Below are 16,942 nucleotides of genomic sequence, written 5' to 3' on the forward strand. Positions count from 1 at the left end.
CTCAAGCCGCCTGCTTCTTCGCGCCGCGCTTCTGCGCCACGGCCTTCTTGGCGGCCATATCGGCGATCTCCCGGTCATGCCGCTTGGCCGCGCGTTCGCAGCGGTCGCGGATTTCCTCGACTTCGGATTCGGTCAGGTGCTCGATGCCGATGAAATGATTGTGGCCTTTGCTGACCCGGATCAGCTCGTCGAGCTTGGCCTGGATCGCCGCACCATCGCGGTTCTGCGTGTTCTGGATCAGAAACACCATCAGGAAGGTGATGATCGTCGTGCCGGTGTTGATGACCAGCTGCCAGGTATCGGAAAAGCCGAAGAGCGGCCCGCTTCCCGCCCAGACCACGATGATCAGGCAACAGGCGGCAAAAGTCAGCGGCAGGCCGGCAAGGTGCGCGACCTCGTTGGCGACCTTCGTAAAAAGTTTCTCGAACATCTGAAAAATCCCAAAATGGCGGCGACGAGATGACCCCGGACGAGATCATCTCGCGCCGGGGAGAAACAACCGGCGGCCGCTCCGGGTTCCCTGCCGAAAAGGATTTCGTGAACAATCGCATGCACGTCTGACGAGCTCAGGAAGCGTCGTTTTCCCAGCGGTCGAGGAAAGCCTCGATCGGCATCGCCTGCATATCGGGGACGGCTTTGGCCAGTTTTTCCGGCGTCCAGTCCCACCAGGCGAGGCTTTCGATCCGCGCCACAATCCCGCTGGTGAAACGCGGCCGGAGCGGCTTGGCGGGCACGCCGGCGACAATCGCATAAGCTGGCACATCGCGCGTCACCACCGCATTGGCGCCGACGATCGCGCCATTGCCGATGCTGACGCCCGGCATGATCACCGCGCCATGACCGATCCAGACATCGTGGCCGATGGTGACCGCCTTGGCCTGCCGCCGCGCCTTGAACGCGGTGTCGACACCCAGCCAGCGGAAATATTCGTTCGGCCGGTAGCTGACCTTGTGCTGGGTCACCCGTTCGATCGGATGCTCCAGCGCATTGATGCGGCTGTTGGCGGCGATCGAGCAGAATTTGCCGATCGTCGTGTAGATCGCTTCCGAATGGCGCTCGAAATAGGAGAAATCGCCGACCGTCACTTCGCGCAGCACGACGCGCTCGCCGATAGAGGCGTAGCGCCCAAGCTTGCACGCCTTCAGCTCCGCGGTCGGATGAATGCGCGGTTCGGGGTCTTTCAGGACAAGATTTTCCGGACGGTCCATGCGGGCGATTTACGCCCGAGCGATTGGTCCCGCAAGCGGGACCAATCGTCCGTCAGCTGTTGCCAACCTTTATTTCGGCTTGCCGCTGGTCCACACCACGTTCTGGCCGTAGAGCGGAACGGTGGTGACCGACATTTTGGCCGAGCCATCCTGCACCTGGCGTGAATGCGACAGGTAGATCAGCGTCTCGTTGGTCTTGTCGTAGATGCGGTTCACCACCTGCTTCTTCCAGATCAGGCTGATGCCTTGCTTGAACACCTCCTCACCGGCCTCGCTCATGTCGATATCACCGATGGTGATCGGCCCGGTCTGGCGGCAGGAGATCGAGGAATCGGAAGGGTCTTCGAACCAGTTGCCTTTCTGCAGGCGGTCGATGACGCCGCGATCGAAATAGGAGACGTGGCAGGTGACGCCCTCGACCTTGGGATCCTTGATCGCCTCGACGATGATGTCGTTGCCGAGCCAGTCGACGCCGACCTTGCCGACTTCCTCGGCGACCGCTGCACCAGAGCCTACGACAAGGCATGCGGCCAAAGCGCCGCCGATCAGTTTCTGCAAGGGAGCCTCCTGCGGGTTCGAGTTGCCGACATCAGGTGGGATAAGCTCGCCCCGTTTACAAGCTAGGCCTGGCCGAACGCGAGCATCCGCCGCAGCACGTCGCTCCTAAGGACAAAATGCTGAACCAGCGCGCCGGCAGTGTGCAACAGCACGACATAGAGCAGGATGTTCTTGCCCAGCACATGCACCAGCCCTGCCCCGGGCACGCCCAGGAACCAGGCGGCGGCGCCCGACAGCGGCACGATGAAGATAAGCCCATAGATGACAAAATGCGTGGCCTTGGCCAGCAGCCGCAGCGCCTTGTGTTCCATCCCCGAAACCGCCGGAACGCCGCGCGTGGCCCTGAGCCAGAGCCGCCAGCTGGCCAGAACCAGCACAGCGAGGCCGATCACGACATGCAAATAGGCCAGCGGCAGGTCACCGGGCGACGCCTCCTGGCCCCGGCGCAAGGCACGCCAGACATGCTCCATGCCGTCATGGGCGAGGAATTGCACCAGGATCAGCGCGGCAATGCTCCAGTGCAGCCAGATCTGGGTCTTAGAATAGGAGGCAACAGGCGTATCCGGCATTGGCTGGTTCCACTGCAAAAGCGCAGACTATCAAAATAGGCGGGGGTCCGAACCGTTCAAATTACGATTTGGTAAGGCGGTATCGAAGACCGGTTGCGGCAACGCGACATCTTTGCGTGCGCGCGGCCAACCCGCTAAGAGTGTTCGCCGAATGGTGCTGATCCAGCACCCAGTGAAAATCACGACGGACATTTACTGATGATGCGTTCAATTCTGGTCGGCATTCTCGTCCTGATGGCGGCGGGCATTGGCTGGCTCACCTTCGACTGGTACCGCGGACACTATGGCGGCGAGCCATACGGCAGCGCCTTCACGCTGGTCGACCAGAAGGGCGCGCCGATCACCGAAGCCGCCTTCCGAGGCCATCCCAGCGTCGTCTTCTTCGGCTTCACCCATTGCCCGGAAGTCTGCCCGACCACGCTGTTCGAACTCGCCGGCTGGCTGAAGACGATGGGCGACGACGGCAAGACCCTGCATGCCTATTTCGTTTCGGTCGATCCGGAGCGCGACACGCCCGAACTCATGAACACCTATGTCAGCAATTTCTCCGACCGCATTGTCGGCATCAGCGGCGATCCGGACAAGGTCCACGCCATGGCCAAGTCTTTCGGCATCTATTGGAAAAAGGTCGAGACGAGCGACGGCGATTATACGATGGACCATACGGCCTCGGTGTTGCTGCTCAACGGCAAGGGTGAGTTCTCCGGCACCATCGCCTATGGCGAAAGCCCGGACGCCGCCATCGCCAAGCTGAAGCGGCTGGCGGCGGAAGGCTGACACACAGTCAATGACCCAGACACGTCTCCACTTCACCGCCGGCAAGATCGACGCTGACCGCATCTTTGCCGCCCTTGAGACGGCCTTCGAGGATGACGGCCTGCCGATCGCCGTGCTCGAGGTCGACGAAGACCGCGACATCCACGAAGTCTCGCTCTACGCCGACGATGATGTCGATGCCGTCGAGGCGCGCGTCAACGACATTCTCGCCGGCCTCGCTTTGTCGAAGCCGGTCGAGCGCGAATCCTTGCCCGACATCGACTGGGTGGCGCACTCGCTGGAGGGGTTGAAGCCGGTGCGCGCCGGCCGCTTCTTCGTCCATGGCGGGCATGACCGCAGGAAGCGCCACAGCGGCGAACTCGCCATCGAGATCGAGGCGGGGCTTGCCTTCGGCACCGGCCACCACGGCACCACCGCCGGCTGCCTTGAAATGCTGGAGCAAGTCGTGCGGCGCGAGCACCCGCGCAACGCGCTCGACCTTGGCACCGGCAGCGCGGTGCTGGCGATCGCCGTTGCCAAGCTGGCGCATATTCCGGTGCTGGCAACCGACATCGATCCGATCGCCGTCAAGGTCGCCGCCGCCAACGCGCGGCTCAACCACGTCAAGGCGCTGGTTGAAACGGTGACGGCGCCGGGCTTCCATCACCCGATCTTTGCTGCGCGCGCGCCATTCGACCTCATCGTCGCCAACATACTGGCGCGACCGCTGATGCGGCTGGCGCCTGAGATGGCCAGGCATATTTCGCTCGGCGGCTCGATCGTGCTGTCGGGCATCCTCGACCGCCAGCGTGACGCCGTTGTCTCGGCCTATGTCGGCCAGCAGTTTCGCCATGTCAGGACCACGCACCGCGAGGGCTGGGTGACGATCCACCTCAAGCACTGACCTGGACCAAATCAGACCTATGGATTGCCGGTCTGGAACGTCCGGAAATCGATTCCGGTTTACGGGCTCATGCGCTACGCTTGGCCCCAAGCACCCGAGGAGGCCACCATGTTCCAGACCTTCGATTCCGCCGGCGACCCCGCAGTGGGCAAGCCGCATGTGGCGCTGCTGCGGCAATGGCTGGCGGCCAACGGGCTGGACGGGTTCATCGTGCCGCGCGCCGACGAGCACCAGGGCGAATACGTCGCCGACCGCTCGGCGCGGCTGAAATGGCTGACCGGCTTCAGCGGTTCGGCCGGCGTCGCCATCGTGCTTGCCGACCGCGCCTTCATGTTTGTCGATGGCCGCTACACGCTGCAGGTGCGCCACGAGGTCGACCTCGACATCTTTTCGATCGAAAGCCTCGTCGACAATCCGCCGGCCAGCTGGATCAAGGATAATCTCGGCAAGGGCGCGCGGCTGGGTTTCGATCCGTGGCTGCACACGCTGGGCGAGGTCAAGGCGCTGAAAGCTGCGGCCGAACAATCGGGCGCAACCCTGGTGCCGCTCGACAGGAACCCGATCGACATCATCTGGAAGGATCAGCCCGGACCGCCGCTGGCGCCGGTCGAGATTCACCCGATCGGCTTTGCCGGCGAGCTGGCTAAGGACAAGCTGACGCGGCTGGCAGCGGCGATCGCCAAGGATGGCGCCACCCACGCCGTGCTGACCGACCCCTCTTCCATCGCTTGGGCGTTCAACATCCGCGGCGGTGACGTGCCGCACACACCGCTGGCGCTTGGCTTCGCCGTGCTCGCCGCCGACGGCAAGCACCAGATTTTCATGGACCAGCGCAAGTTTTCGCGCACCGTCGCCGCCTATCTCACCCAGCTCGCCGATCTGCATGAGCCCGGCGAATTCGAAGCGGCGATCGTTGCCCTTGCCAAGAGCGGCGCAAAAATCGCGCTCGACCCGGTGCTGGCGGCAGAAAAGCTGAGAATGCTCGTCGAGGACAATGGCGGCACCGTCATATCAGCGGCCGACCCCGCCCGCGTCCCGCGCGCCACCAAAAACCCTGCCGAAATCGCCGGCAGCCGCGCCGCCCACCGCCGCGATGGCGCGGCCGTCGCAAAGCTGCTCTGCTGGCTGGAGCGCCAAAAGCCCGGCAAGCTCGACGAGATATCAGTCGTCACCAGGCTGGAGGAAACCCGCCGTACCACCGGCGAGGAAACGCAGATGCCGCTGCGCGACATCTCCTTCGATACCATTTCCGGCGCCGGCCCCAACGGCGCCATCATGCACTACCGCGTGTCGCGCGCCACCAGCCGCAAACTGGCGAATGGCGAACTGTTCCTGCTCGATTCCGGTGGGCAATACCAGGACGGCACCACCGACATCACCCGCACCGTACCGATCGGCAAGCCGACCGAAGAGATGCGCGAGCGCTTCACTCTGGTGCTGAAAGGCATGATCGGCATTTCCATGCTGCGCTTTCCCCCGGGCACGCGTGGCTCCGAAATCGACGCTGTGGCGCGGATGGCGCTGTGGAAGCATGGCTGCGACTTCGCGCATGGCACCGGCCATGGCGTCGGCTCCTATCTCGCCGTGCATGAAGGGCCGCAGCGCATTGCCCGCACCGGCACCGAAAAGCTGCTCGCCGGCATGATGCTCTCCAACGAGCCTGGCTACTACAAGGAAGGCTCCTACGGCATCCGCATCGAGAATCTCGTCCTGGTGACGCCGACTGAGGCGGTCGAAGGCGGCGACATCGCCATGCACGGCTTCGAGACGCTGACGCTGGCGCCGATCGACGTCAGGTTGATCCGCACCGACCTGTTGACGCGCGACGAATTGCATTGGCTCGACCAATACCATGCGCGCGTGCTGGCCGAGATCGGACCGATGCTCGACGGCGAGACGCTCGCCTGGCTGGAAAAAGCAACCGCGCCGCTGCCGCACGACGCCAAGATCTGAAGTCTATCCGACGAACTGCCGCGCCAGGATCAACACCGCCGCGCCAGCCAAAAACATCACCATCAGGCCGCCGCGCAGCGAGACTAGGCCGGCAACGATGAGCGCCGCCCATTCGGCCGGCCCGGCGCCAAGCGCGGCTGGCGCCACCAGTGTGGTCAGCACCGCCGCCGGCACGGCGTTCAGCCCGGCCTCGACGCGTGGGTGGATGTTGTCGAAGCGCGAGATGACCAAGTGGCCGCCGATGCGGGTGAGATAGGTGGCGACCGCGCCGGCGATGATGATCCAGAAGGTCGCGCTCATGGCCGCGCCTCCACGCCACTATGGTGCGGCGGCAGGATGACGGCTAGCAGCACGCCGGCAATCGCACCGATGGAAACGTGCCATGGCGACCCCACCGTCTTGTAGGCGATGATCGAGGCGACGGCACTGGCGATGACCACCGGCAGCCACAGCGGCCGCTTGCGAAAGCCCATGACCAGGCCGAGGAAATAGATCGGCAGCAGGAAATCGATGCCCAGCGCATGGGTGTCTGGGATAAGCTTGCCGAACACCGCGCCGAGCGCGCTTTCGATCACCCAGAACACATAGACCGGCAAGCCGAGCCCCATATACCAGGCGAAGCCGACCGTCTCGCCGGATTGCGCCTTGGCCTCGGCCACCGCGAATTGCGGATCGGTGAGCACGAAAAAACCCATGGCCTGCTGGATGACAGGCCAATGCGCGATGCGCCGGCCGATGCCGGCGGAATAGAGCACGTGGCGGAAATTGACGGCGAAGATCGACAGCACGATCAGCCATGGCGCGACGTGTTGGCCGAACAGCTCAATGCCAACCATCTGGCTGGCGCCGCCGAAGATCAGGGCGCTCATCAGAAAAGCCTCGAGCACGGAAAATCCGTTGTCGACGGCAACCGCCCCGAACAGCAGCGCAAACGGCGCCGACGCGACGACGACCGGCATCGAGAGCCGCACACCGTTCCAGAAATCGCTGGCTGCGGAATTTTCGGTTAAGGTCTCTGCCGACATGTCACATTCCTGAGTCGCGCTGATATGTAGGTTCGGGCGGCTGAAAAGTCAGACGAATTCGTTTGAGCCAACAGATCAGCGAAACTGATGTCACGAGTCGCCAAAGCACTGAGGGATTGCGAGATGATCGTTTATGATTTCACCGGCAGGCATGCGGTCGTCACCGGGGCCGGCGGCGGCATGGGCGAGGCGATTGCGCTTGCGCTGCTCGAAGCCGGCGCATCGGTCACCGCCATCGACCTCAAGGCCTGTCCGGCCTCCCTGTCCTCCCACGGCGACAGACTGACCTTTGCCCAGGGCGACCTCACCGACGCTGCTTTTGTCGAACAGGTCGTGAGCACGGCGGGGCGTGAGCGCGGCGGCATCGACTATCTCGCCAATGTCGCCGGCGTGCTCTGGTTCGGCCGCGACAGATCTGCACTGGAGATGGATCTCGATATCTGGGACCAGGTTTTCGCCATCAACCTGAAATCCTTCGTGCACACAGCGCGCTCCGTCGTTCCCGTCATGCGCGCGGGCGGGCGCGGCGGCGCCATGGTCCATTTCTCGACCATCCAGTGGTATCGCGGCGATCCGAAACCGCAGGACGCCTACCAGGCATCGAAGGCCGGCGTCTGCGCGCTTTCGAAGTCGCTGGCCATGCAACTTGCCGGCGACGGCATCCGTTCGAACGCGATCTGCCCGGGTATGGCGCTCACCCCCTTGCAGGCGCGCTGGGATACCGAGGAGAAGCGTGCCGCCGTCGCTGATTACACACCGCTCGGCCGGATCGGCACACCACAGGATATGGCCAATGCAGCACTTTTCCTGCTCTCGGATGCAGCAAACTACATCACCGGAATTGAGCTCGCCGTCGACGGTGGGCTTTTGATGCGGATGTAGCCGGAATATCGGCTTCCTGACGCGCGGAAACTAACGGCCCGACACCTTGCCCTGGATCGCCCTGCCCCAGTCGAGCAACGGCTTGGCGCGCAGGGTGAAATCGACGAGTTCGTCGACCAGTGCCGGTCCATGGATTCCCGCCGGATCGATCGCGTGGCGGACGGCGAAATGGCGGTTGCGGATGGCAGCCACAAGGTCGGCCTCGGTGACATGCTCGAAACCGCGTGGCGTGCGCTTCATGCGGTCTTCGGTGTCGAGTTCGAGGCCGTTTTTCTTCAGTGCCGCAAGCAGGGCGCGGAATTCGGCGGGCCGGGTCGCGATGGCCTTGCGCATCGCCAGCAGCAGCTCCGGGCTTGGTTGCCACCAGGCAATGCCGGCAAAGCAGCGCTCAAGCCCGATATGCACGAAGAACACGCCCTGCTCCATCTTGGTGCCGTCAGGCGACAAGATCGCCGACAGATGCCGGTTGTAAGGCCGCTTGTCCTTGGCGAAACGCACATCGCGGTTGATGCGGAACAGCGACTTCTTGCGATCGCCGCGCAGGCCGAGCCCTGCCGCTGCGAAGCGCTCCGTCAGCGTCTCGACCAGATCGCCGAAGGGGTCGCGCAATTCGCGTTCGAAGAGGTCGCGGTTCTCCAGAAACCACTCCCGGCTTTGATGAAAATCCAGCGCCTTCAGAAAAGGGATGGCTTTTGGACCGAAGCCGTTGAACGTGCCAGCCATCACGCCTTGCCGACCCGTTGCAACCAAGTGTCCTCGTCGATGACTTCGACGCCGAGTTCACTGGCAAGTTTCAGTTTGGAGCCTGCACCAGGCCCGGCCACCAACAGATCGGTCTTCGCGGAAACCGAACCCGCCACCTTGGCGCCGAGCCGTTCGGCCATCGCCTTGGCTTCGGAACGTGTCATCTTTTCCAAGGAACCGGTGAAGACGATCGTCTTGCCGGCAACCTCACTGTCGACTGAGACGGTGACGATATACGGCTTCGGCTTGACCTGCGCGAGCAGCGCGTCAAGCACGTCGTCATTGCGTTCATTGCCGAAGAAATCGCGCAACGCATCGATGACCGTGTCGCCAATGCCGTTGACCGATGGGAAGACGCTGTGTGGATCGGCGGCCGCCGCCGTCTCCTTGCCGACGCGGATCAACTCCTCGATTGTCGAGAACGTCCGGGCAAGCACGGCGGCAGTCGTTTCGCCGATGTGACGAATGCCTAGCGCGAAGATGAAGCGGTCGAGTTCCGGCTCACGGCGCGAATCGATCGCAGCGAAGAGCTTGTCGAGGCCTTCGTAGTTGCGGTCCTCGACACTGCGCACATTCTTGCGCGTCTTGCCCGATGCGGCCTCGCGCTGCCTGGCCTGCTCCTCGCGCCGCTCGGCCAGCGCCTTGGTGACGGCCGGACGGCGGTCCCTGAGCGTGAAGATATCGGCGGCCGTCTTGATCAATCCGGCGTTGAAGAACGTATCGATGTTCTCGGCGCCCAGGCCCTCGATATCCATGGCGCCGCGTGACACGAAGTGGCGCAATTTTTCCACGGCCTGCGCGGCGCAGATCAGTTCGCCGGTGCAGCGTCGACGCGAATCTTCCTTACCGGTCTTCTCGTTGATCTCACGCGTCGCCGGCGAGCCGCAGACCGGACAAATGTGCGGGAATTCGTACGGCACGGCATCGGCCGGACGCTTGTCGATGACGACGCTGACGATCTGCGGAATGACGTCGCCTGCCCGCTGGATCACCACCGTGTCGCCGATGCGCACGTCGATGCCGTCTCGGATCGGTTGGCCGGTGCTGTCGAGGCCCTTGATGTAGTCCTCATTGTGCAGCGTCACGTTTTCAACCACGACGCCGCCAACCGTGACTGGCGCCAGCCGTGCAACCGGCGCCAGCGTGCCGGTGCGGCCGACCTGGATGTCGATCTTCTGCACGGTCGTCGACGCCTGTTCGGCCGGAAATTTGTGGGCGATGGCCCAGCGCGGTTCGCCGGTGACGAAACCCCATCTGCGCTGCAATTCCAGCTGGTCGACCTTGTAGACGACGCCGTCGATGTCATAGCCAAGCGATGAGCGCTGAGCCTCGATGAGGCGGTACTGCGCGACCAAATCCTCGACCGACCTCGCCCGCACCATCAGCGGGCTGATCTGGAATCCCCAATCCCTGAATTTCTGCACGGATTCGTACTGGGTCGGCGCCGGATCTTCTGTCGTGTAGCCCCAGGCATAGGCGAAGAACCTGAGATTGCGGCTGGCGGTGACCGAGGCATCCTTCTGGCGCAGCGAGCCGGCAGCCGTGTTGCGCGGATTGACATAGTCCTGGCCGCCAACCGCCGCCGAGCGCGCCTTCAGCGCCTCGAACTCCGCATAGGTCATGTAGACCTCGCCGCGTATCTCGATCGTCTCGGGCCAGCCCGAGCCTTTCAGCTTCGCCGGGATGTCGGCGATCGTCTTGAGGTTGGCGGTGATGTCTTCACCGACAGCGCCGTCGCCGCGGGTTGCGCCCTGCACGAACACGCCGCGTTCATAGCGCAGCGACGCCGACAGCCCGTCGATCTTCGGCTCAGCCGTGAAGGCGATGTCGAGATCCTTGTCGCGGTCGAAAAACCGCCGGCCGCGCTCGAGGAAATCGGTGACGTCCTCGTCGGTATAGGCCTTGGCGAGGCTGAGCATCGGCACCGCATGGCGCACCTTGGCAAAGCCTTCCGCCGGCGCAGCACCAACGCGGCGCGACGGCGAGTCCTCGCGCACCAGATCGGGGAAGCGCTCTTCGATGGCAAGGTTGCGCCGCCGCAGCGCGTCGTATTCGGCGTCGGTGATCGTCGGCGCATCCTCGGCATGATAGCGGCGATCATGGCCGGCGATTTCCTCGGCCAGCCGCTGGAGCTCATCCGCGGCTTCGCTTTCGCTCAACGATTCGACTGGTTTTTCAGACATGCGCTGCGATCCTCGAATTCTAGCGAGCCACTATAAATCAGGTTTTGCCGCGAGGGAGATAGCCTGTGGAAAAATCATTCCTGAACAGCAGGATGCAGCCATCTGCTGACTCAGATTCCACGCATGGAGAATCCAGCACCCAGGATGTGTCGAGATTCAGGTCAGGCTGAGTCGAGAATGGCGGCTTCCGAGAACCGGAGCGGAGCGTACTTGAAGTACGTGAGCACCGGAAGCGCAGGAAGCCGCCCTTCGCAGACCGGCCTCACCTGAATATCGGCACAGCCTAGGCTGCCGCAATGTTCTCGCGCAACAGCCGCTCGGCTGCCGCACGGGCCTCGTCGGTGATGGTGGCTCCGGCCAGCATGCGGGCGATCTCTTCCTGCCGCGCCGCGCGGTCCATCTCGGCAATGCCGGTGGCGACCCGGTCGCTGCCGCCGGATTTGGAGATCAGGAAATGCGTTGCCGCGCGCGCTGCGACTTGTGGTGCATGTGTGACCGAAAGCACCTGCACGCGCTTCGACAGCCGCGCCAGCCGCTGGCCGATCGCGTCGGCAACGGCGCCGCCCACCCCGGTGTCGATTTCGTCGAAGACCAGGGTTGGTGCCGAGCCGCGGTCGGCAAGCGCCACCTTCAGCGCCAGAAGGAAGCGCGAAAGCTCGCCGCCGGACGCCACCTTCATCATCGGCCCGGGCCGTGTGCCGGGATTGGTGCGCACCCAGAACTCGACCTGGTCGATGCCCTCTTCCATGCGGTTGTCGACGTCGCTCGTCATCTCGACAATGAATTCGGCCCGTTCGAGCTTCAACGCCGGCAGTTCGGCCATCACCGCCTTGGTCAGTCCGACCGCCGACGCATGGCGAAGCGACGACAATTGTGCGGCGGAAATATCGTAGGCCTCGCGCGCTGCAGCGGCCTGCTTTTCCAGCGCGTGCAGGCGCTCCTCGCCGGCGTCGAGATCGGCAAGGTCGGCGACCATCGTGTCGCGCAGTTGCGCCAGATCGTCGACCGCCACTGCGTGTTTGCGCGAGGCGGCGCGCAACGAAAACAGCCGCTCTTCGGCCTTCTCCAGCCGTTGCGGATCATATTCGGTGGCGCGAAGGGCTGCTTCAACGCCCGACTGCGCCCCATCGAGCGACAGCATCGCCTCGTCGAGCGATTTGACGACGTCCTCGAGCAAGCCGGGCGCCTCGGTCACCTTGCGCTGCAGCCTTCTCAATAGGCTGGCCAGTTGCGGCAAAGGCGAGGACGGCCCCGAGAGCACATCCTGCGCATCGTGGATTTCCGAGGCGACCTTTTCCACCCGCATCATCGAGGCGCGCAGTTCGGCAAGGTCGCTCTCTTCGCCGGGCTGCGGATCGAGTTTGGTCAATTCGGCGACCGCGGCGCGCAGATAGTCCGCCTCGCGCGCTGCCGCCTCGACCTTTGCCCGGTGACGCGTAAATTCCTGCTCGCAGCCGCGCCAGTAGCGCCACGCTTCGCCGGTCGCGCGCACGGCGCCGAGATGACCGCCAAAACTGTCCAAAAGTTCGCGATGCGCGCCTGGATCGACCAGCGCGCGCTCGTCATGCTGGCCGTGGATCTCGACCAGCGCACGGCCGACGTCGCGCATCAGCGTAACGCTGGACGGCTGGTCGTTGACGAAGACGCGCGTGCGGCCGTCCGCCGTCTGCACGCGGCGCAAAATGATGTCGCCATCGTCCTCTATGGCGTTGTCGACCAGCAGCATGCGGGCGGGATGGTTGCGCGGCACGTCGAAGACGGCGATAACCTGGCCCTGCGCCGCGCCATGGCGCACCAGCGAGGCGTCGCCACGCGCGCCAAGCGCCAACGACAAGGCATCAAGCAGGATGGATTTGCCGGCGCCGGTTTCGCCGGTCAGCACCGAAAGGCCGGGCTGGAAGTCGATATCCAGCTTCTCGATCAGGACGATATCGCGGATCGACAGTCTGGAAAGCATCAGAACCCGGACCTATTGCCTGTCGCCCAAAAGCGGACCCGGAGTTGGGACAACGACATGCACAAAAACAAAACGCGGCGCGCGATCCGTTGGAATCGCAGCGCCGCACTATCTTTTTGTTTTAGCATCGGATCAATCCGAAAAAGCGCTGAACACGCTTCGGACCAATCGTCTCCGGTCAAGCGCCGGTGATCAGCTTCCCAGCCTTGGATATCCACGATCCGGCATTCTCGCGCGGCGCAAGCCCATTGCTCTGCAGGAGCTTGTAGGAATCCTTGTACCATGGGCTGTCGGGATAGTTGGTGCCAAGCACTGCGGCGGCCGTCTGGGCTTCAGAGGTCAGGCCCATCGCATAATAGCTTTCGGTAAGACGCGCGAGCGCCTCCTCGACATGGCGCGTGTTGGAATAGTTTTCCACCACATTACGGAACCGCTTGACGGCGGCGATGTACTCGCGGCGTTCGAGATAATAGCGACCGATCTGCATCTCCTTGCCGGCCAGCTGGTCGGTGGCAAAACGGATCTTCTCCTTGGCGTCGTCGACATATTCCGACGTCGGCCAGCGTGTCACCAGATCCTGCATTGTCTGCACGGTCTGGCGCGCTTCCTTCTGGTCCTGGGTAACGTCCTTGATCTGCCGGTAGTAGCTCAACCCGATAATGTACTGGGCGTAAGCCGCATCATCGGTCGACGGATAAAGCGTCAGATAACGCTTGGCCGCGCTGATCGCCTCGTCATAGCTGCCCTGCCGATAGTCGGCAAAGGCGCCCATCACCATCGATTTGCGGGCGAATTCCGAATAGGGATGCTGGCGGTCGACCGCATCGAACTTGCGGCTCGCCTCTTGCAGACGCCCGGCGTTCAGATTGGCGAGACCCTGGTTGTAGAGAACGTCGGCCGGCTCCGTCTGGTCGACATAGGTCGACAGATCGACATCTTTCTCGGACGACATGCAGGCCGACAGGAAGAGCGATGGAACAACCACCGAAAGCGCCAGGAAAACAGCCCGATGCGGCGCTTTCAATTGACCAACTCGCTTGAAGAACATGATTGGATTCCGCCCTTTCGGCGTCATTTTTCAGTCGACGGCAGCAGCCATAAACCATAATCGCCTTGCCCGGCAACGCTATCTCCGGCCAATCGCACATTTTTGTGGCGGTTTGACGTTACCTCAAAAGCAATATGATTTCACCCATTGGTGATGCATTCATGCAACACCGATCGGTCGCAACAAAAGCCTGAAAATCGTTAAAAATCAGATCACCCAGGGCGCAAAGACAGGCCCGGTGACGGCGATCATCTCGGCGGTGCGGCCGCGCTCGCGGCGTGTCGTCTCGACGACCTCGAATGCCGAACGGTCGGACAGCAGGCGCCTGAGCGCCGCAGCGTTCATTCTGTGGCCGCCGCGATAGGAACGGAAGCAGCCGATGAAGCGGGCGCCGGCCAACGCCAAATCGCCCATGGCGTCCATCGTCTTGTGACGAGCGAACTCATTGGGATAGCGCAGGCCGCCAATGTTGATCACCCGGTTGTCGTCGCCGATCACCAGCGAGTTTTCCAGCGAGGAGCCGAGCGCATAGCCGGCCGCCCACAGGCGCTCGACGTCCTTCATGAAACCGAAGGTACGGGCCCGCGCAATATCGCGGCGGAAAATGTCGGGGTTGATGTCGGATGCAAAGAGCTGGCGGCCGATCGCCGGGCTTTCGAAATCGATCTCGATCTCGAAGCGCGTCCCGCTATAGGGCCTGAATTCCGCCCAGGAGGCGCCGTTCTCGATGCGAACCGGCTTGACCACCCTGATGTAGCGGCGCTTGACCGGCAGCGTCTCGATGCCGGCCTGGTCTATGGCCTCCACGAACGCCACGGCACTGCCGTCGAGGATCGGAACCTCGCGGCCATCGATCTCGATGATGATATTGTCGATGCCAAGCCCGAACAGCGTCGCCATCAGATGTTCGACGGTGGCGATATGCTCACCCGAGGGATCGCCGAGCATGGTGCACAGGTCAGTGGCGCCGACTTCGGAAACGAGTGCGCGAAACTCACGGCCCTCGCCGCCATTCGAAAGCTGGAAGACGACACCCGTATCGGGATCTGCCGGCAGAAAATTGACGGTAACGGGCTTGCCGCTGTGAACGCCGGTACCCGTCAGCGTCGCACGCGATTTAAGTGTCGTCTGATAGTCTTGCAAGACAAACCCCATAGCCCAAACTGCCTACGGCCGCTTCATCAGCCCCAAGGGCTCGCGGCTCTTGATCTACGGCAGGCTGGGCCAACTCCCCGAATCCCGGCACACCGAACCTAGTCGAGCGAAGATAGTGGTCCGGTAGAAAGTCTCCAAATCACGGTTTCTTACTCTCTGTAACCGCCACCAGAATGCCAGCGGTTCGGTAAGCCGCTGTTTTACAATCATTTTAAGCGTTAACAGGCAAACAGTGTCCTGCTTGCCTGTTAACAATTGTTACGGACCGTTAACAGGTCAATTGGCCTGACGGCGCAGAAATGCCGGGATCTCCAGCTGATCGTCTTCCTGCATTGTCCTGGTCTGCGGCGCAAGGCGGCCCTGATCGTCCAACTGACCGCGGCGCGGTGCGTAGAGCTGCGGGTCCTGACTGGCAAGGCGGCGCATTTCGGGTGCCGCCTGACGCAGTTTCGGTTCACGCGGCTGTGCCGGCTGCAACCGGGCAGGCTCCTCTTCGCGCCGCGTCAGGCCGTTGGTCAGCCGCTTGAGCAGCCCCATCGGTCCGCTGTTCTCGTGGTCGGCCGGACGGCTCTTAGCTTCCACCTCAGCCTTCACCACCGGCGGAAAATCCTCGACGCGCGGCATGCGCTGGGGTGCCGCGGCAACCGGCTGCGGCATTTCACGCTGCGGCGCCGGCTGCATGACCTGCTGGACCATTGGCTGCGGTTGGGCCGGCGGCGCCTGGAAGATCTTGCTCTGCGGCCGGAAGTCGTCGGCCTGGGCAACCGGCACTGGGCGAGCCTGCGCCATCGCCGCTGCATTGGCCTCGGCAAGCTGGATGGCCTCGGCGACCGGGTCGGCCGCGCGCGGCTCATAGATCGCCTGCTGGACGGGCGGACGGCTGTCCGTGACCGGCACAGCCGGGCGGGCGGCCGGCTTCTGCGGCGCCGTGCGAATGGAGATCGGCGCGGAAGCGATATCAGCCGCCGATTTGTCGATGCCGGTGGCGACCACCGAAACCCGGATCACGCCTTCGAGTTCTTCGTCGAACGTAGCGCCGAGAATGATGTTGGCGTCCTGATCGACCTCTTCGCGGATGCGCGTTGCGGCTTCGTCGACCTCGAACAGGGTCAGGTCGCGGCCACCGGTGATCGAGATCAGCAGGCCCTTGGCGCCCTTCATCGAGGTCTCGTCGAGCAGCGGGTTGGCGATCGCGGCCTCGGCGGCAGCCATCGCACGGCCCTCGCCCGAAGCTTCGCCGGTGCCCATCATCGCCTTGCCCATCTCGCGCATGACCGAACGGACGTCGGCGAAGTCGAGGTTGATCAGGCCTTCCTTGACCATCAGGTCGGTGATGCAGGCGACCCCGGAATAGAGCACCTGGTCGGCCATGGCGAAGGCATCGGCGAAGGTGGTCTTGTCATTGGCCAGCCGGAACAGGTTCTGGTTGGGGATGACGATCAGCGTATCGACGCATTTTTGCAGCTCCTCGATGCCGAGGTCTGCCGTCTTCATGCGGCGCTGGCCTTCGAAATGGAACGGCTTGGTGACGACGCCGACGGTGAGGATGCCCTTTTCGCGAGCAGCGCGGGCAACGACCGGAGCTGCACCCGTGCCGGTGCCGCCGCCCATGCCGGCGGTGACGAAGCACATATGGGTGTTGGAGAGATGATCGATGATCTCGTCGATGCATTCCTCGGCCGCCGCGCGCCCGACTTCAGGCTGCGACCCGGCGCCGAGGCCCTCGGTGACATGCGCGCCGAGCTGGATCAGCCGATCGGCCTTCGACATGGTCAGTGCCTGCGCGTCGGTGTTGGCGACGACGAACTCGACACCGCGCAAGCCGGCGGTGATCATGTTGTTGACGGCGTTGCCGCCACCGCCGCCGACACCGAACACGGTGATGCGTGGCTTGAGCTCGGTGATGTCCGGCTTTTGCAGATTGATGGTCATTGTCTCCGTCCTTTGCCTTTCCCGCCGCTTCGCCGCCGCGGCCGCCTATGGGGCTGTCCCCGTCAATT

Annotated in this window: 16 protein-coding genes; 4 read left to right on the plus strand and 12 right to left on the minus strand. The window is 63.4% G+C overall.

Going from position 1 to position 16,942, the window contains the following annotated elements:
• Position 1 precedes the first annotated feature (1 nt).
• The 4 genes from AC1DVW_RS12635 to AC1DVW_RS12650 all read right to left on the minus strand — a co-directional run bounded on the left by AC1DVW_RS12635 (position 2) and on the right by AC1DVW_RS12650 (position 2,335).
• Complete coding sequence (locus AC1DVW_RS12635; protein WP_477244662.1) at positions 2-430, minus strand: low affinity iron permease family protein; 429 nt, start codon at positions 428-430, stop codon at positions 2-4.
• 136 nt (positions 431-566) lie between these two features.
• Complete coding sequence (locus AC1DVW_RS12640; protein WP_477323468.1) at positions 567-1,208, minus strand: DapH/DapD/GlmU-related protein; 642 nt, start codon at positions 1,206-1,208, stop codon at positions 567-569.
• Between the two features lie 69 nt (positions 1,209-1,277).
• On the minus strand, positions 1,278-1,766 hold the full coding sequence (locus AC1DVW_RS12645; protein ID WP_477277242.1) for a CreA family protein: 489 nt from the start codon (positions 1,764-1,766) through the stop codon (positions 1,278-1,280).
• Between the two features lie 62 nt (positions 1,767-1,828).
• A complete protein-coding gene (locus AC1DVW_RS12650; protein WP_477323469.1) occupies positions 1,829-2,335 on the minus strand; it encodes a cytochrome b in 507 nt (168 codons plus the stop codon).
• A gap of 198 nt (positions 2,336-2,533) precedes the next feature.
• Between AC1DVW_RS12650 and AC1DVW_RS12655 the strand changes: the two genes are divergently transcribed.
• From AC1DVW_RS12655 to AC1DVW_RS12665, 3 genes are all read left to right on the plus strand, one after another.
• A complete protein-coding gene (locus tag AC1DVW_RS12655; RefSeq protein WP_477323471.1) occupies positions 2,534-3,112 on the plus strand; it encodes an SCO family protein in 579 nt (192 codons plus the stop codon).
• 10 nt (positions 3,113-3,122) lie between these two features.
• Positions 3,123-3,995, plus strand: coding sequence for a 50S ribosomal protein L11 methyltransferase (locus AC1DVW_RS12660; RefSeq protein ID WP_477323473.1), 873 nt, complete (start codon positions 3,123-3,125; stop codon positions 3,993-3,995).
• Positions 3,996-4,103: 108 nt separating this feature from the next.
• Entirely contained in the window at positions 4,104-5,948 is a 1,845-nt protein-coding gene (locus AC1DVW_RS12665; RefSeq protein WP_477323475.1) for an aminopeptidase P family protein, read from the plus strand.
• Positions 5,949-5,951: 3 nt separating this feature from the next.
• On the opposite strand, the gene AC1DVW_RS12670 is transcribed toward AC1DVW_RS12665, so the two are convergent.
• Together AC1DVW_RS12670 and AC1DVW_RS12675 are read right to left on the minus strand one after the other, a co-directional pair.
• A complete protein-coding gene (locus tag AC1DVW_RS12670) occupies positions 5,952-6,248 on the minus strand; it encodes an AzlD family protein (protein WP_477277246.1) in 297 nt (98 codons plus the stop codon).
• Positions 6,245-6,973: an AzlC family ABC transporter permease gene (locus AC1DVW_RS12675; RefSeq protein WP_477323477.1), complete on the minus strand. Its 729-nt coding sequence runs from the start codon at positions 6,971-6,973 to the stop codon at positions 6,245-6,247. The genes AC1DVW_RS12670 and AC1DVW_RS12675 overlap by 4 nt, the downstream gene beginning before the upstream one ends.
• Positions 6,974-7,096: 123 nt before the next feature.
• Here AC1DVW_RS12675 and AC1DVW_RS12680 point away from each other — a divergent pair, with 123 nt between their 5' ends.
• Positions 7,097-7,855 (plus strand): SDR family NAD(P)-dependent oxidoreductase, encoded by a 759-nt coding sequence (locus AC1DVW_RS12680; protein ID WP_477323478.1) that lies wholly within the window; start codon positions 7,097-7,099, stop codon positions 7,853-7,855.
• Between the two features lie 30 nt (positions 7,856-7,885).
• Here AC1DVW_RS12680 and AC1DVW_RS12685 read toward each other — a convergent pair whose 3' ends face one another.
• From AC1DVW_RS12685 to ftsZ, 6 genes are all read right to left on the minus strand, one after another.
• Entirely contained in the window at positions 7,886-8,578 is a 693-nt protein-coding gene (locus tag AC1DVW_RS12685) for a DUF2461 domain-containing protein (RefSeq protein WP_477323480.1), read from the minus strand.
• Positions 8,578-10,782, minus strand: a complete 2,205-nt coding sequence (gene ligA / locus AC1DVW_RS12690; protein WP_477323481.1) for an NAD-dependent DNA ligase LigA — start codon at positions 10,780-10,782, stop codon at positions 8,578-8,580. Before ligA ends, AC1DVW_RS12685 begins: the two co-directional genes overlap by 1 nt.
• A 283-nt stretch (positions 10,783-11,065) precedes the next feature.
• Complete coding sequence (gene recN / locus AC1DVW_RS12695; RefSeq protein WP_477323483.1) at positions 11,066-12,739, minus strand: DNA repair protein RecN; 1,674 nt, start codon at positions 12,737-12,739, stop codon at positions 11,066-11,068.
• A gap of 178 nt (positions 12,740-12,917) precedes the next feature.
• Positions 12,918-13,787, minus strand: coding sequence for an outer membrane protein assembly factor BamD (locus AC1DVW_RS12700; RefSeq protein ID WP_477244636.1), 870 nt, complete (start codon positions 13,785-13,787; stop codon positions 12,918-12,920).
• A gap of 207 nt (positions 13,788-13,994) precedes the next feature.
• A complete protein-coding gene (gene lpxC, locus AC1DVW_RS12705) occupies positions 13,995-14,942 on the minus strand; it encodes a UDP-3-O-acyl-N-acetylglucosamine deacetylase (RefSeq protein WP_477274964.1) in 948 nt (315 codons plus the stop codon).
• A gap of 276 nt (positions 14,943-15,218) precedes the next feature.
• On the minus strand, positions 15,219-16,874 hold the full coding sequence (ftsZ, locus tag AC1DVW_RS12710; protein ID WP_477244632.1) for a cell division protein FtsZ: 1,656 nt from the start codon (positions 16,872-16,874) through the stop codon (positions 15,219-15,221).
• Between the last annotated feature and the right edge of the window lie 68 nt (positions 16,875-16,942).

It is taken from the genome of Mesorhizobium sp. P3_B5, from assembly GCF_056402815.1.

Bases quoted from the DNA above. Each gene is read 5' to 3' on its own strand.
- ligA (WP_477323481.1), bottom strand. From the start codon at position 10,782: ATGTCTGAAAAACCAGTCGAATCGTTGAGCGAAAGCGAAGCCGCGGAT.
- AC1DVW_RS12660 (WP_477323473.1), top strand. From the start codon at position 3,123: ATGACCCAGACACGTCTCCACTTCACCGCCGGCAAGATCGACGCTGAC.
- AC1DVW_RS12675 (WP_477323477.1), bottom strand. From the start codon at position 6,973: ATGTCGGCAGAGACCTTAACCGAAAATTCCGCAGCCAGCGATTTCTGG.
- recN (WP_477323483.1), bottom strand. From the start codon at position 12,739: ATGCTTTCCAGACTGTCGATCCGCGATATCGTCCTGATCGAGAAGCTG.
- AC1DVW_RS12640 (WP_477323468.1), bottom strand. From the start codon at position 1,208: ATGGACCGTCCGGAAAATCTTGTCCTGAAAGACCCCGAACCGCGCATT.
- ftsZ (WP_477244632.1), bottom strand. From the start codon at position 16,874: ATGACCATCAATCTGCAAAAGCCGGACATCACCGAGCTCAAGCCACGC.
- AC1DVW_RS12655 (WP_477323471.1), top strand. From the start codon at position 2,534: ATGATGCGTTCAATTCTGGTCGGCATTCTCGTCCTGATGGCGGCGGGC.
- lpxC (WP_477274964.1), bottom strand. From the start codon at position 14,942: ATGGGGTTTGTCTTGCAAGACTATCAGACGACACTTAAATCGCGTGCG.
- AC1DVW_RS12635 (WP_477244662.1), bottom strand. From the start codon at position 430: ATGTTCGAGAAACTTTTTACGAAGGTCGCCAACGAGGTCGCGCACCTT.
- AC1DVW_RS12665 (WP_477323475.1), top strand. From the start codon at position 4,104: ATGTTCCAGACCTTCGATTCCGCCGGCGACCCCGCAGTGGGCAAGCCG.
- AC1DVW_RS12700 (WP_477244636.1), bottom strand. From the start codon at position 13,787: ATGTTCTTCAAGCGAGTTGGTCAATTGAAAGCGCCGCATCGGGCTGTT.
- AC1DVW_RS12680 (WP_477323478.1), top strand. From the start codon at position 7,097: ATGATCGTTTATGATTTCACCGGCAGGCATGCGGTCGTCACCGGGGCC.
- AC1DVW_RS12685 (WP_477323480.1), bottom strand. From the start codon at position 8,578: ATGGCTGGCACGTTCAACGGCTTCGGTCCAAAAGCCATCCCTTTTCTG.
- AC1DVW_RS12650 (WP_477323469.1), bottom strand. From the start codon at position 2,335: ATGCCGGATACGCCTGTTGCCTCCTATTCTAAGACCCAGATCTGGCTG.
- AC1DVW_RS12670 (WP_477277246.1), bottom strand. From the start codon at position 6,248: ATGAGCGCGACCTTCTGGATCATCATCGCCGGCGCGGTCGCCACCTAT.